This window comes from Bacillus sp. EAC, from assembly GCF_002156875.1.
Taxonomy (GTDB): Bacteria; Bacillota; Bacilli; order Bacillales; family Bacillaceae_G; genus Gottfriedia.
Genome location: NZ_NCSY01000005.1, coordinates 67,114 through 83,172, shown reverse-complemented (window position 1 = coordinate 83,172; position 16,059 = coordinate 67,114). Strand labels below are relative to the sequence as shown.

Sequence of the window (16,059 nt, the reverse complement as noted above, 5' to 3'; positions counted from 1 at the left end):
AAGACTAGGTTAGATAAAGGGTGTTTTTAACTTTTGTTTGGACATTTGATTCTGACCTCGAGCTACTAACGCGTGAAGCTAGACAATAAAAAAGCTGGTCACTGTTTTTATACAATGATCAGCTTTTATTTTTATAATAATTAATTGTTTTCTCTAGTCCATTAAACAAAGAATATTGAGGTGTCCACTTCAATAGTTTTTCGGCTTTATCGCAAGTTAGATAACTATACTTAATATCTCCTGGACGTTCTTCTTCATATTCTAATTCAATTTTCTGTTCGATTACTTTTTCTGCAGTCTCTATAAGTTCATGAAGTGTTGTAGGGATATTCGTACTAATATTGCATGTATCATTTATTGGATGCTCACTTGCCAATAAGTTAGCGTGTACAATATCATCTACAAAAATAAAATCTCTTGTTTGTTTTCCGTCTCCATATACTGTAAATACAGAATTCGTTACAATTCGATCCACAAGTATACTTATTACGCCACCCTCACCCTTAGGATCTTGACCTATCCCATATACATTCGCATAACGGAAGACTGAATAAGGAATGTCATATAAATCATGATAATTTTTAATATACATTTCAGGTGCAAGTTTTGAAACGCCATAAAATGAGATTGGTATTGTAGAGTGTTCCTCATCTACTCCTAAATAATTAGGATTCCCGTAAATTGCTGCAGAGGACGAGTAAACCAATACAGCATCCTTCTCTTCTTTAAGCTGTCTTAAAGATTCGAGTACATTAATTGTACCTAGTATATTTATACTTGCATCTTCTACTGGATTTTGAATAGAGAACTGTACATCTATTTGAGCGGCATGATGATTTATTATGTCTGGTTTTTCTTTTAAAACGACTTCTATAAATTGTGGACTTCGAATGTCCATTTCATAAAATGTGACGTCATTAGGAATATTATCTATTTTGCCAGTTGTTAAATTATCAATGATTATTACTTCAAATCCATTAGATTTATATGCTTGTACTAGGTTTGAACCAATAAAGCCAGCTCCGCCAGTAACAATTACTTTTTTCATGATGAATCTCCTCTAATATATAAACTTTCAATTGACTTAGTCGTTACCTTTATAATTTCATCTTACCATAATATAGGAGTATTAATCCATTTATCCAATATTGTTGGATGTAGAAAGATATTTCAAACGAACGGTATATAAATGGTGAACATCCTTCTTCTAGAATGACATTTCATTGTTCATACTAATATATAGATACGTATTTAGGCTTTTACCTAAAAGAATGTTGTTTTTATAGCATTAAGCAAATGGTTACTAAACAATTTTATTCGTAGGAGAAAGTGATAATCTCCTGCTGGAGCAACGGGACAGGTGAGACCCCGCAGTGGTCAAAAAGGTAGGCATGCTAATACGTCGACGTCCTGTCGTAACGCATGCATGACCCACATCGTGTGGGCCCAGGAGACTCAGATCGACTCCACGAAAAGCGAGTAACCTGGAACAGAAATCCACCAAAAACCTATTAAATAGCAACAAAGTTTACAAATGCATCCTAAATTTAACACAAGTGTATTCATAAGGTAATAGATTATCCACATAATTTATGCTAAAATTATTTTGTTTTGTAGCATTTTGTAGAACGTTGTAAAATGTAGATTTGGAATTGATAGACTTTCGACTTTTGTCAGCTGAAGGAGGTGCAGTCGATTATGTCATCAAAAAAACGAATTCTCTTAATATCTCAGCATTTTTATCCTGAAATCGGTAGTGCAGCAAACCGAATGAAGAATATATATTTAGAGTTACATTCAAAAGGTTACGATGTAAAAGTGTTAACATTAGAGCCTCGTTATCCTAGTAAAGAGTTATATGAGAATGAACGATTCTGGGATAGTGATTTAAATGAAGAAGATGTTATTCGAATTGAACCACTTGTAAAAAAACATTCAACGAGCATTATAAAACGATTATTTCTTTATTTAGAAGTAATGTTTCGTTTTATTATAGAGATCCTTCGATATAAAAAAGATGTAGATTATGTTTTTGTTACTTCACCACCAATTTTTGTCGGTGTTGCAGGTTTAATTGCTAAATGGAAATTAAAAGCTCCGCTTATTTTGGATATAAGAGATTTATGGCCAGAATCCATTATTGGTGTTGGTGTCTTTTCAAATCCAATTATTCTGTCTACTGCATTTAAACTTGAGGACTTATTATATCGCAAAGCAACAAAGATTATTGTAAATAGTCGTAGCTTTATTAAATATATGAGCTCAAAAAATGTACCAGTAGAAAAGATATACTTTATGCCAAATTCCTTAACTGAAGAAGAATTAAGTATTGAAGTAGCTAAAAAGATCAAAGACACTAAAAAAACTGTAATTTATACAGGGAATTTAGGTCTCGCTCAAGATATACAAAAGCTAATAAAAGTAGCTGAAAAATTAAAAGATGAAAAAGAAATTCAATTTACAATCGTAGGTTATGGATATCATTTAAATCAATTAGAAAACGTGATTAAAGAGAAAAACTTAAGTAATATAAATCTTCAATCAGCTCGATCAAGAAACGATACATTACGTTTAGTAGCTGATGCTGATATTGCTTATGTTAGTCTAGTTGATAAAGATGTATTCAAAACAGTTTTACCGGGCAAAATCATTGATTATATGTGCGTGCGAAAACCGATAATTGGTGATGTTTCAGGTTATGCTAGTGAGATTATTAATACATCAAATTGTGGGATTGTCTCAAAAGAGAATAGCGTAGATGATTTAGCAAGTAATATTTTAAAGCTAGCGAGTAACGAAGAGCTATGCAGTGAACTTGGACAAAATGGTTATCAATATGCATATGAACAACTAAGATGGAAAACCAACATTCATGTGCTAGAAAAAGCGATGGAGGACATCGATGAATAAAAAAGTTTGTGCATTTGTATTTAATCATTTTACAAATGATGCACGTGTACTTAGAGAATGTTCAGCGTTAGTAGAAGCAGGATATGAAGTAGATTTAATTGCACTGCATAATTTTGAAATGAAGGACTTACCTAAAAAAGAGCAGCGAAAAGAAGGATTTAGAGTCATTCGAGTGAATGATCGTTTACCAATGATTTTAAGATGGCCATTCATAATCGCAGAGTTTGTTAAAAATATTTTTGCGATTAATGTTATTACCAAAATCCTATCATTAATACTTGTGTTAATTTGTTTGATTTCCGCACCTATAACTACTATTATAACTGTCATCTTATTGATGTTGTTTAGCCATAGAATTGTTAAGGTTGCCAGCAGAAGAGCTTATTCGATACTTGAAATGACTTTTTATGGTGTAAGAAGAAACTATGATATTTACCATGCGAATGATTTAAATACGTTACCACAAGCTATTGTCGGTGCAAAGTTATTTCGACGTAAAAAGCTAGTTTATGATTCTCATGAAGTACAATCGAGTCGTTCTGGTTACGAAAATCCAATCTTTGGTAAAATCGAAAAATTTCTAATTAAATTTATTGATATTATGATTCATGAAAATGACACTCGTGCGAAGTTTACTCAAGACTTATACAATATTCCTTATCCAGAAGTTATTCACAACTATCCTTTCGTTTCACACCCAGAAGAAAGCCACTCAGTGAATTTACATAAACTAGTTGGCATTTCTGAAGATGAACCAATCCTTTTATATCAAGGTGGCATTCAAAAAGGGCGTGGCTTAGAGCAAATCATCCAAGCCGCACCAAAATATAAACGAGGAACAGTAGTATTTATTGGAGATGGAAAAATAAAACCGAATTTGATAAAACTTGTGGACGAGTTACAATTACATGATCGAGTAAAATTTATTGATAAAGTGCCTGTAGACGAATTGTTGAACTATACAAGAAATGCGTACTTAGGTTTTCAAGTATTAAATAATATAAATTTTAACCATTATTCTGCATCCTCGAATAAACTTTTTGAGTATATGATGAGCGGAGTTCCAGCAATAGCGTGTAGTTTCCCTGAAATTCAAAAAGTTGTAGAAGAAGAAAAAACTGGGATATGTGTAGATTCACATAATCCTGATTCGATCGCAGATGGTGTGAACTATTTATTGGATCACCCTGAGCTACGCGATGAAATGAGTAAAAACTGTCTTATCGCTCGAGAAAAGTATAATTGGAATGAAGAGAAGAAAATCTTCATCAACATTTATAGGATGTTATTTTGATTCAATGATAATTAAAAATTATATGAACATAATACAAATATAAGTAAATCGAGTATAAAAATATTTGAAGTATAAGTAGATTAGAGATAGAATGTAATATGGCGATTAGCTAGTAATTTCACATATATTTGTCGAAGAAAAAGACAATGAAAATAATCGAATGTGAGGGAATTTATAATGAAAATTTGTACTATGGGTTTAGGATATATTGGATTACCTACTTCAGCAATGTTTGCTAAGTATGGTGCAACAGTTGTCGGGGTAGACCTATTTCCAGAAGTAGTTAATAAATTAAATAACGGTCAGATCCATATCGAAGAGCCAGGTTTAGGTGAAGTTGTAAAAGATGTTGTTGAAAAAGGAAACTTCCGAGCTTCATTAACTCCTGAAGAAGCTGATGCATTCATTATCGCAGTACCAACACCTAATAATGACGATATGTATAAATCATGTGATTTAAGCTATGTACTAAAAGCAACAGAAACTGTACTGCCATTCGTAAAAAAAGGTAATGTAATTATTGTTGAGTCAACAATTGCTCCTCGTAGTATGGATGATCATGTTAAACCACTTGTTGAAGCAGCTGGTTTTACAGTTGGTGAAGACATTTTCTTAGTACACTGTCCAGAGCGTGTTTTACCTGGTCAAATTCTTCATGAATTAATCCACAACAACCGTATCGTTGGTGGAGTAACAGAAGCATGTTCAGAAGCTGGTGCGAAAGTTTACGGTTTATTTGTAGAAGGCGAAATTATCAAAACTGATGCAAAAACAGCTGAAATGTCTAAATTAATGGAAAATACTTTCCGTGATGTAAACATTGCATTAGCAAATGAATTAACAAAAATTTGTAATGTGCTTGAAATTAACGTATTAGATGTAATTCAAATGGCAAACAAGCACCCACGTGTAAACTTACACTCTCCAGGACCTGGTGTTGGTGGACACTGTTTAGCTGTTGACCCTTACTTCATCGTTGCAAAAGCACCAGAACAAGCACAAATGATTAACTTAGCTCGTGGTATTAACGTTTCAATGCCTGAGTACGTAGTTAATAATGTAAAAGAAATGGTTAGCGGAGTTGAAAATCCAAAAATCGCAGCTTTCGGCGTAACATACAAAGGAAACGTTGATGATATGCGTGAAAGTCCAGCAATGGATATTATTGATATTCTTCGTAATGAAGGTTTAGAAGTAGCAGTTCATGATCCACATGTTGAATCAGACACATTTAAATTATTATCTGCTGAAGAAGCGGTTAAAGATGCTCATGTTCTTTTAGTACTAACTGATCATGATGAATTTAAAACAATGAATACTGATGAATTAGCAGAAAAAATGGCTAATCCAGTACTATTCGATACTCGCAATTGTGTGAAAACAAATGAGGGAAAAATGCAATTTGTGAACTTCGGTAACTTGTATAAAGTAGTAAACTCTAAAAAGGTTACGGTATGAATTCGATAAAAACTGTATTATCCGAACAATTTAATAATATTTATATGATCGGTAGACTGTCTGCATATGAGCTTAAAAAGCTCTATGCAAACAGTTTTCTTGGCGGTATATGGATATTTTTAAATCCGATGATACAAATTGCAGTATATGGTGTAACATTTGGGCTAGGTATACGTGGAGGAGCACCAGTGCATGGTATTCCTTATTTTACTTGGATGGTTTGTGGTTTGATACCTTGGTTTTTTATAAGCGCATCGATCATGCAAGGTTCGAATGCAATCTATCAAAGAATAAACACTGTAGCCCGAATGAATTTCCCTCTTAGTATTACACCGACGTATGTAATAGTTGCCCAGCTTTATACACATTTAGTATTAATGATTTTAGCAATAGCTATTGTGTCACTTTCTGTTGGTATAAGTAATATTCATATTTTTGAATTGATTTATTTTATTTTCTCAAGCTTCTGCTTCTTAGTAGCATTGTCGTTTATTACTTCGACGATATCAACTATGATGAGAGATATACATCTATTAATTCAACAAATTACAAGGTTATTACTTTATTTAACACCGGTATTATGGGAGCCAAGCGACAAGGCTCCACAATTATTATTAAATCTAATGAAGCTAAATCCGTTTTTCTACGTTGTAGAAGGTTATCGTTCCGCGCTAATATACGATGACACATCGTTATTCTTAACTTCATATACACTTTATTTCTGGGGCTTAGTATTAGTAATGTTTGTCTTAGGTACGACATTGCATATTAAGTTTAGACGAAATTTCGTGGATTATTTGTAAAGGTGAATGCCTATGAGTATAAAAGTTGAATTTAAAAATGTTACTAAAAAATATAAGATGTACACTCGACAAACTGAGAAGTTAAAGGATTTGTTCACGTCTAAAGAAAGTGGAGATTTTCACTATGCTTTAAGTGATGTTTCATTTACAGTTGATTCTGGTGAAATCGTTGGGATAATTGGTTTAAATGGTTCTGGTAAAAGTACCATGTCCAATTTAATCTCTGGTGTGACAATGCCTAATGAGGGAGAAGTAAATGTGAATGGTACTGCTTCACTCATTGCAATTTCTGCAGGTTTAAATGGTCAATTATCTGGCTTAGAAAATATTGAATTAAAAGGCTTAATGATGGGGTTAAGCAAAAAACAAATTCAAGAAATCACACCGAAAGTAATTGAGTTTGCTGAGGTTGGTAAATTTATTAATCAACCTGTTAAAAATTATTCAAGTGGTATGAGATCTCGTCTTGGCTTTGCTATCTCTATTAATATTGACCCTGATATACTAGTTATTGACGAAGCACTATCTGTTGGTGACCCTACTTTTACACAGAAATGTCTTGATAAAATGAATGAATTTAAAGATAATGGAAAAACGATTTTCTTTATTAGTCACTCACTTGCTCAGGTAAAATCATTCTGTACGAAAGCGATTTGGGTTCATTACGGTAAAATTAAAGATTACGGTGATGTACTGCCTGTAACTGCACAATATCAAAAATTCTTAGCTGATTATCAACAAATGACGCCAGAAGAACGCTTGCAATTTAAAGCAGAACAATTAAAAGAAAATAGTCATGGATTACTGATGACAAATGATGTTAATACTAAAAAAGGATTATTTGATATATTTAAAAAGTGATATCAATTACATCTCAAATAGTTTTAATTACTGATACACGCCGCTTTTATATATTGCACTAAAAACACTCTTTAACTATTGAACAAATTTGAGCAGATCGCTTATCAATAGTTAGAGTGTTTTTTCATAAAAAATGCTTTATTGCAGTAACCTGTTTTGAAATGGAGTGACGAAATGAGTAATACGTTTTTTAATAGAACGAAAAATATACTTAAAAAAGCTACTGGTTCTTTGGTATTAAATACGAAAAATCGTAATGAAGAAAAACGTTGGATTATTAATAGCAAAACCGAAACAGAACCTACATTTAATATGAAAGATTTTAATCTAAAATATGAAGATGAGGCTCTAAAGAAAAGTTCATACAGTAATCATAAAAAATGGCTTTCTGAATTTCCTATTAGTAATGGGAGCAAATATTATTTAAGACATGACCTTACATTAGGTATTCTTTCAGGTGAACAATTTTTTCGTACATATGAACCTGTAGCAAATACGGTAAAAGTAGATGAAAAGAATTATCAAACTTTGGATAAACGAATCGATGTTCTTTTAATTGCTTTTGATTTAGAAAATCTACCTAAGGAATGGAATGGATTAGGTAGCTCTACTTCAGATACGGTTCGTAATAAATTAGTTAAATTAATTAATCACTTTAAAAAACAGTCAACTAGGGTGATTTATTATTCTTTAGATGAATCAGAAATTTATAAGAGAGTCAATTCTGTTATTCCAGAAACTGACGCCGTTCTTACGATCCAAAAAAGCAGTGCAGATTATTTCATATCTGAAAATTTACATAATAATGTTCACGTTTTAAAGTTAGGGATCAATCCGGTGATTCATAATCCGATTGGTACAAGACTTCATAAATATAAGAATAAGGTAGCTCTATACGAATATTGGGATCCAAAAAATCAAAGACGTAAAAATACGTTAAATTCTTTCTTTACAAGTGCAGTAAATAGTGAAAATGAAGTTATTTTATATGATTCATTGCTAGATAAAAATGATAAAACAACCATTTTTCCAAAGGAGCTTCAAGGATTTCTTGCACCTACTGTTAATTACGAATATAAATATTCATACTTAAAGTTCTTTCAATCAATTTATATGTTTAATGAATATAAAGAGAAATACTTCCCATTTAATCGTAATTTAATGGAATTCATGGCATTAGGTAATACGCTTATTACTAATTATCATTCAGATATTCATAACCGCTATCCAAATGTGTATTTGGGTTACTCTAAAACAGAAATTAAGGAAATTTTAAGTAAGTATAGTGATAATGATATTTATGAAAATCAAATGGCTGGAGTACGAAATATTTTCAAACAAGATACAGTGTTCGAACGTTTTGAAGAGTTATGCTCAATCCTGAATATTGATTTCATTAAACGAGAACGAAAAATAGCTGTTATTACAAAAGCAAAAACAGAGCATGTTGTTGAAATGTTTAATTATCAAACGTATCCTTATAAAGAACTCATATTAGAATCTGAATTAACAAAGGACATAGATAATCAGTATGATATGATTGCGTTTTTTAATGATGAATATCAATACGGTGAATTTTACTTAGAAGACTTAGTAAATGGGTTTAAATATACATTTTGTGACTACATTTCAAAGGATTCTAAACAGATAAAAGGGAATGAACCAAGTGGAGCTGAACACAATTATGTAAATGTTCTGAGTGATAAATACGCTACGTTATTTTGGGCAAAATCATTCTCATTATCTTCTCTAGTAACATTAGAAAATGGTGCGGCTTTATCGAATGGCTATATGATAGATCCATTTGAATTTGAAAAAAGAACTATTAGTCAGAATAAGATTGCCAATAAAAAATATAAATTTTCAATGATTATTCCGGTATATAATAACGGGTTGTTTTTATTGAATAAATGTTTTCAGAGCCTAAAGCGAAGTAGTATGTTTGATGAAATGGAAATATTAATTATTGATGATGGATCAACAGATAATTTCACACCAAATATTGTTAAAAGACTTAATAGGCAATATGAAAACGTAAGATGTTACTTCTTTAATGATGGAGGAAGCGGAAGTGCTTCTCGTCCACGTAATAAAGGAATCGAACTGATTACAACAGAATTTATTACTTATCTAGATCCAGACAATGAAGCGGTTAATGATGGTTATGCAAAATTGTATGACGAAATTTCAACAAATGATTTTGATATGGCGGTAGGAAATATCTATCGAGTATCTGATCGTGAAATGCGATTAAACTTTGTAAGTGCATTGAAAACTGTAAATAATCAGCAGGATGTCATTGAAGATACAAGAAGAGTCTTCATAGAAGCAGCCTTTAAAATTGCGAGTATCCAAGCACTTCTAATTCGTAAATCGCTCATTATAGATAATAATTTAGAAATGGTTGTAGGAGCTGCTGGTGAGGATTCTCTATTCTTTAAGGAACTAGTTATTTTTTCTAAGAAAATAAAACTAGTTGATGAAGACATACATATTTATTATGCAGATGTTGAGGGGTCAGTAGTAAATACAATAACAGCGAATTTTTTCAAAAAGTACTATTTGGTTCAACCTTATCAAGTCAAATTTTTGAAAGAACAATCTTTATTCACGGAGTATGCTGAAAGACGTTTTGAGTATTATTTCAAAGAGTGGATTTTGAAAAAACTAATGCAAGTAAAACATGATGATGCGCTCGAAGCTGTTAAATATTCCATTCAAATTTGGGACTATTATAAAGATTATGTAAATATTACAGAACCAGTAGTTGCAAGATTTGCAGAACTAAGTAAACTAAAAGAGTATGACAAAATTGTAGATGAATTTGTTAGTGCAAAATGATTGACTAAAGAAATAGAACAGTCTTATAGAATGATGCCAATTGTATAAGAGTAATGTAAAGAGGAGAAAATATAAATACCTCAACAACTTGATTAACCATTTGAATGGGGGAGAAATTTTGTCTGATAATCAGAAAAAGAACTCTGAACTTAAACTGAAAGTGAAGAGATCACTTGAGATTGATCCGAAAACGGATAGTCCACTATTAATTAATCTTAAAAAGGTTGTACGAAAATCAATCCGTACTGTTCAGTTAATTAATAATGGTCAAATTATTCCAGTCTTAAAGAAGAAGCTTAAAGGCGGAACAAATACAAATAATAAAAGTACTAAACAACGTAACATGACAGCAGCAGAAAAGGCAGAATATATTAACTTCCTTAAAGAAAATAGTGATAAAGGGTATTATGATGAGGTCAAACCATTAATTGATAAGATTCCTGTGAGTAATGGTAGTCGTTATTATCCTGGAATAAACGCAAATATTGGTATTATTGCTGATGAATTTTTATTTAATTCATTTAACGGTATAGCTAATTTTGTTTATATAACAAAAGATAACTATATGGAATATGTGAATACATTAGATGTATTTATCGTTGCTTCCGCATGGAAGGGATTGAATAATGAATGGAAAGGTATTGCTGTTGCAAATAACCGCACAGTAAGGGAAGAACTTTTCAAAATTATTGACATCTATAAATCGAATGGAATTAAAACGGTTTTTTATTCAAAAGAAGATCCAGTTAACTACGATCGTTTTATTGAGATTGCTCAAAAAACGGACTATATTTTAACGACAGCTGAAGAGGTTGTGGATCAATACAAAATTGATTGTAACAACGAAAAAGTTGACGTACTTAAGTTCGGTGTAAATCCTTTATATCATAATCCGATTGGTTTCAAGAAATATCGTAGAGAGAAAGAAGTATTCTTTGCTGGTTCTTGGTACAAAAAATATCCACAACGTGAAAAGGATTCTAAAACGATATTTGATGGGGTTATTAACGCAGGTTATAAATTAAAGCTTATTGATCGAAATTATAATTTGTTTTTAGAACAACATTTTTTCCCGAAAAAATATGTGAATTATATTTCTCCTTCCATAAATCATGAAGATTTGCAAAAAATTCATAAGCTATATGATTGGTCACTTAACTTGAACTCTGTAAAGTATAGTCCAACAATGTTTGCGAACCGAGTTTTTGAATTACAAGCACTTGGAAACTTAATGCTATCGAATTACAGTATGTCGATTAATAATAAATTCCCGAACGTGTTTATCGTTCATGATTCAAATGAAATTGAACATATTCTTAAAGGCTATTCAAATGATGAGTTATATAAGCAACAAGTACAAGGAATTCGAAAAGTAATGACTCATGAAACAACTGTACAGCGTTTGGAGAAACTCCTTCAATTTGTAGGTTTTCCACATAATCCATATCAGCGCTCAGTTGCAGTAGTCGTTGAAGAAAAAACTGATAAGATTCAAGAGATGTTTGATTATCAATCATATGAAAATAAACATTTATTAACAATTGGGGAGTTTACAGAAGCAGTAAAAGATCAATATGATATTATTGCATTTTTCCATGAAGAGAAAGACTACTTTGAGTATTATTTAGAAGATATGATTAATGCTTTTAAATATACAAACAGTACGTATATAACAAAAGATGGTTTTTACGATGGTGAAAACTTAATTGATGGAATAGAGCATGATTACGTTTCAGTCATGAAAGACAAGTACCGAACACTTTTCTGGGCTGAATTATTTAGTGTAAATAATTTAATTGATATGAATGGTGAAATCGCACTTGTGAATGGATATAGTGTAGATCATTTTGAATTCAATAACCAAATTAAACAAGTTCAACGTGCTAAAAAGAATTATAAGTTTTCAGTTATTATTCCAGCTTACAATAATGGAGAATACTTATTAAACAAATGCTTCAATAGTCTAAGAAGAAGTACGATGTTTGAAGAGATGGAAATCATTATTGTTGATGACGGTTCAACTGATTCATATACACCGACAGTTATTAAACGAATTGAAAGAGAGTACTCTAATGTAACGACTTATTTCTATGCTGATGGAGGTAGTGGAACAGCTTCTAGACCTCGAAACAAAGGTGTTGAAATGAGTACAACAGATTATATTACTTTCTTAGATCCTGACAATGAAGCAGTAAATGATGGATATGCTGAGCTATACAAAGAAATCGAAGGAAATAAATTTGATTTTGTTGTAGGGAATATTTATAGGGTATCTGATCGAGAAGTACGCTTGAATTATGTAAATGCTGTGAAGGATGTGAACAATCAACAGTATGTGATCAGTAATAATACGAAAAAAGTATTAGTTGATTCTTCATTTAAAGCAGCTAGTATTCAAGCATTACTTGTTAAAAAGTCATTAATTACAGATAATAATTTACGAATGGTAGAAGGCGCAGCAGGTCAGGATACACTTTTCTTCCACGAATTATTACTAAATGCTAATAATGTTAAATTAATTAATTTAGACATTCACATTTACTATGCAGCGGTATCTGGCTCAACTGTTAATACGATAACAAAGAATTTCTTTAGAAAGTTTAAAATCCTAGAAGTTGAAAGAATCGAAGCGTTGAAAAAGTATGAGATTTTAGACGAATACTTAGAGAAACGTTTTGAATACTACTTCAAAAATTGGTATTTAGCGAAATTAAAGAAAATAAAAGAAACTGATGCAATGGAATCAATTGAAATTCTATGCAGTATTTGGGATATTTACAAAAACTATATCGACCCAATCGATCCTGAAATTCTACGTTTTTCAAAATTAGCTGAGAAGCGTGATTTTGAAGGAATATATAACGAGTACGTAGTAACTGAAACCGAATTAATAAATGTATAAATTTAGTCTTAAAGAAAAGGAACCCTATAGGGTTCCTTTTTTGATTATGCTCTTTTGTTTTTTATTTTAAAGTTACTTCATATTTCTAACTTTATTTATATAGACAATCGTATCTTCGAGTTCTAATGGGTTATGTCCTTGTTCTTTATTTGAATATAGTTCTATAGTTAAGCGGTTGTAAGCTACAGTATCTTTAAGTGTATTTAATCCTCTAACAAATGGCATGAAGTGTTTTACAATGTCATGATCACACGCAGTGTTTTGTAGATAAAAGACATATGGCACATAATTAATTTCTTTAAAGAACTCGAGCACACTTAATCTAGACGCATATTTTTTTACTGATTCTTCAGTCGAAATTGTTGGATGGGCTGCTTCAAGTAATCGATTTACATGTGACTGATAGTAATTTGGAATAATCGTTTGTGGATTATTTACTAAAGCCTTAGAACCTTTTATAAAACCAGCAAGAATCATCGACATAAATCCACCACCTGATGAACCGTAAAATAATGTCTCTTCTGCCTTAACAGTTAATTTCTTCATTAATTTTTCAATGATTTTAGCCATTCTTTCTAAGAAGAACGTCTCATCATTACCGTGTCCCCACCCTAAACTCATTTCACCTAAATAAAGTGTAGGATCATTATAATAAATCATATTTGAATCAAAGTGTTCAGTCCAAGAGTGTCGTTGGAAAATTGGTGGCTTCATTTTAGCAGGATCATATGCACCAGAACCAAATACAAGTAGTTCATTAGAAGATGAGTTGGCTCTAATTAAGAACTCATATTTTACATTATCCCAATCGATTGAAAGGATGAACGGAGTAGTTCCAGATAAGTTTAATTCTTCAATATTTTCGAATGTAGTATGGATACTTTGATATTTATTGAGCATTATTTTCACTCCTTTTGCTGGATATGTAGTTTCCAAACTTAAGTATACATATAATTTTATCGATAAATCAACGTAATCGCCTATTTTTAGTTAAAGAAATGACAGATTTATTACGATATAAAGAATAGAAAGTTTATTGATCTTTAAGTTCTTTGTAACTGATTGTAATTGGTTTATAAAAGTTGAATTTTAACAAAAACATCTTAGATGACGTAGAAAAGAGGAAATCAATTGAAAAAGATTAGAAAAGCAATTATACCAGCAGCTGGTTTCGATACTAATTTTTTACCAGCAACAAAAGCTATGCCAAAAGAAATGTTACCAATTATTGATAAACCAACTATTCAGTACGTAGTAGAAGAAGCAATCGAATCTGGTATAGAAGATATCATTATTGTCACAAGTGGTGGAAATCATGCGATTGAAGATCATTTTGATTTTATTCAAAAACACGATATTCTTGAAATTTATTCAAATGTAGAAATAAACTTTGTCCGACAGAACGAACCTAAAGGACTTGGAAATGCCGTGTGGACTGCAAGGAAATTTATTGGTGATGAACCTTTTGCAGTTTTATTAGGCGATGTGATCATTAAATCTGGCGAGCCTTGCTTGAAGCAACTTATAAACATCTATGAAAAAATGATGACTAGTATAATTGGCGTAAAAAGTATAAGCGAAAATGAAACGAATAAATTTGGAATCATTGACCCACTTCAGAAAATTGATTTATTATATAAAGTACGTAGCTTTGTTGAAAAACCTTCTCTTGGAGCACAGCCATCTAATCTAGCGATAATGGGAAGATATATTTTAACTCCAGAAATATTTACATTCTTGAATGAACAGCAAACTGAAGGTGGGGAATATATCGAATTAACAGATGCAATCAACAAATTAAATGAAATTCAAAGAGTCTATTCCTATGAATTTAATGGCAAAAGTTATGAAGTCAGTACAAAACAAAGTTATATTAATACGATTATTGAATTTGCTTTGCAAAGAGATGAACTAAGAGAAAATATCATTTCATTTATGGAAATGAAAATAGAAGAAATGCAAGTAAGTCAAAAATAATAACAAGAGGATTGAGAATAATATTACGAAAAAATATTTTTATTAGTTACTGGATTCCGGTTCTTTTGATTGCTGGTGGTATATTTTATTCATCATCAACACCATATAAGGATCAAGATATTAGGCCACAATTAAATCAGCTTGATAGTATCTATCGAATAGTTGACCACTTTGATTTTATTCATTTCACATATGCTGGTAAAGTAATAAGTATAGATGAACTTGGAGTTGCAGGATTTAGTGAGTTTTTTATTCGTAAGCTAGCGCATTTTTCAGTATTTTTATTACTAGCTTTTTTTACAACAAGATTAGTAAGTCTATACAAAAAGAAATTTTTTGCTTTAGGATTAGTGTTAACAATACTTTATGCTGCTTTAGATGAGTTTCATCAATCCTTTACTGCGGATCGTACACCATTAGTTCAGGATGTAATAATTGATTCCTGTGGAGCTATTATTGGCGCTAGTATATTTTTATTCTTGTATAGAAAATCTCGTAAATAACAAAATAATTAGTCATAAAGAAGGCATTGCTATTAGTTCAATGCCTTTTTATTTCTTTAAGAATTGATCAGCTTTTATTTAATTTTGAATACTAATACTCCGGATATCATCATTGCAATCCCAATCATTTTCGGTGTACTAAATGGAACTTTTTCAACGCCAAACAACCCAAATGTATCAATTAGTAAAGCTATTATTAACTGTGAGATTAGTAAGATTGAAACGGAGTAGGCTGGACCAATCGAAGTGATTCCTTTCATAACGCTATAAACAATTACAACTCCTAATGCTCCTCCAATAAGATATAATTTATTAGTTTCAGTAATTTTACTGAAGGAACCGTCTTTAACCATTGTTAAAATGAGTAATGATACGATAAAACCTAATCCATGGACTAATGCATTGGTTTGCCAGAGTCCGATTTTATCACTAGCCTTAGCATTAAAAACCCCTTGTATACTTATAAAAATACCTGCAATAATCGAATAGATGATACCCTGCATACTAATT

The 16,059-nt window shown here is 31.3% G+C and carries 11 protein-coding genes and 1 pseudogene; 9 read left to right on the top strand and 3 right to left on the bottom strand.

The window, feature by feature from the left end:
* Positions 1–118: 118 nt before the first annotated feature.
* On the bottom strand, positions 119–1,048 hold the full coding sequence (locus B7R65_RS10630) for a GDP-mannose 4,6-dehydratase (protein ID WP_088042761.1): 930 nt from the start codon (positions 1,046–1,048) through the stop codon (positions 119–121).
* 650 nt (positions 1,049–1,698) lie between these two features.
* Here B7R65_RS10630 and B7R65_RS10625 point away from each other — a divergent pair.
* The 7 genes and pseudogenes from B7R65_RS10625 to B7R65_RS10595 all read left to right on the top strand — a co-directional run bounded on the left by B7R65_RS10625 (position 1,699) and on the right by B7R65_RS10595 (position 13,069).
* Positions 1,699–2,910 carry a glycosyltransferase family 4 protein gene (locus tag B7R65_RS10625; RefSeq protein WP_088042760.1) on the top strand — a complete coding sequence of 404 codons (1,212 nt, stop codon included), beginning with the start codon at positions 1,699–1,701 and terminating at the stop codon, positions 2,908–2,910.
* Positions 2,903–4,204: a glycosyltransferase gene (locus B7R65_RS10620; RefSeq protein ID WP_088042759.1), complete on the top strand. Its 1,302-nt coding sequence runs from the start codon at positions 2,903–2,905 to the stop codon at positions 4,202–4,204. The genes B7R65_RS10625 and B7R65_RS10620 overlap by 8 nt, the downstream gene beginning before the upstream one ends.
* A 177-nt stretch (positions 4,205–4,381) precedes the next feature.
* Positions 4,382–5,662, top strand: a complete 1,281-nt coding sequence (locus B7R65_RS10615; RefSeq protein ID WP_088042758.1) for a nucleotide sugar dehydrogenase — start codon at positions 4,382–4,384, stop codon at positions 5,660–5,662.
* Positions 5,659–6,465 carry an ABC transporter permease gene (locus tag B7R65_RS10610; RefSeq protein WP_088042757.1) on the top strand — a complete coding sequence of 269 codons (807 nt, stop codon included), beginning with the start codon at positions 5,659–5,661 and terminating at the stop codon, positions 6,463–6,465. The genes B7R65_RS10615 and B7R65_RS10610 overlap by 4 nt, the downstream gene beginning before the upstream one ends.
* 12 nt (positions 6,466–6,477) lie before the next feature.
* Positions 6,478–7,299, top strand: a pseudogene (tagH, locus tag B7R65_RS10605) (teichoic acids export ABC transporter ATP-binding subunit TagH); the annotation flags it as partial.
* Positions 7,300–7,500: 201 nt separating this feature from the next.
* Positions 7,501–10,167, top strand: coding sequence for a glycosyltransferase family 2 protein (locus B7R65_RS10600; protein WP_088042755.1), 2,667 nt, complete (start codon positions 7,501–7,503; stop codon positions 10,165–10,167).
* Positions 10,168–10,285: 118 nt separating this feature from the next.
* The gene (locus B7R65_RS10595) at positions 10,286–13,069 is read left to right on the top strand and encodes a glycosyltransferase (protein ID WP_256941263.1); all 2,784 of its coding nucleotides are present in this window, start codon (positions 10,286–10,288) and stop codon (positions 13,067–13,069) included.
* A gap of 72 nt (positions 13,070–13,141) precedes the next feature.
* Here B7R65_RS10595 and B7R65_RS10590 read toward each other — a convergent pair whose 3' ends face one another.
* The gene (locus B7R65_RS10590; RefSeq protein ID WP_088042754.1) at positions 13,142–13,969 is read right to left on the bottom strand and encodes a glycosyl transferase family 2; all 828 of its coding nucleotides are present in this window, start codon (positions 13,967–13,969) and stop codon (positions 13,142–13,144) included.
* Between the two features lie 231 nt (positions 13,970–14,200).
* Here B7R65_RS10590 and B7R65_RS10585 point away from each other — a divergent pair, with 231 nt between their 5' ends.
* A complete protein-coding gene (locus B7R65_RS10585) occupies positions 14,201–15,046 on the top strand; it encodes a UTP--glucose-1-phosphate uridylyltransferase (RefSeq protein WP_088042753.1) in 846 nt (281 codons plus the stop codon).
* Positions 15,047–15,057: 11 nt separating this feature from the next.
* Positions 15,058–15,549 (top strand): VanZ family protein, encoded by a 492-nt coding sequence (locus tag B7R65_RS10580; protein ID WP_256941262.1) that lies wholly within the window; start codon positions 15,058–15,060, stop codon positions 15,547–15,549.
* 74 nt (positions 15,550–15,623) lie between these two features.
* Here B7R65_RS10580 and B7R65_RS10575 read toward each other — a convergent pair whose 3' ends face one another.
* Complete coding sequence (locus tag B7R65_RS10575) at positions 15,624–16,052, bottom strand: DMT family transporter (RefSeq protein ID WP_088042752.1); 429 nt, start codon at positions 16,050–16,052, stop codon at positions 15,624–15,626.
* Between the last annotated feature and the right edge of the window lie 7 nt (positions 16,053–16,059).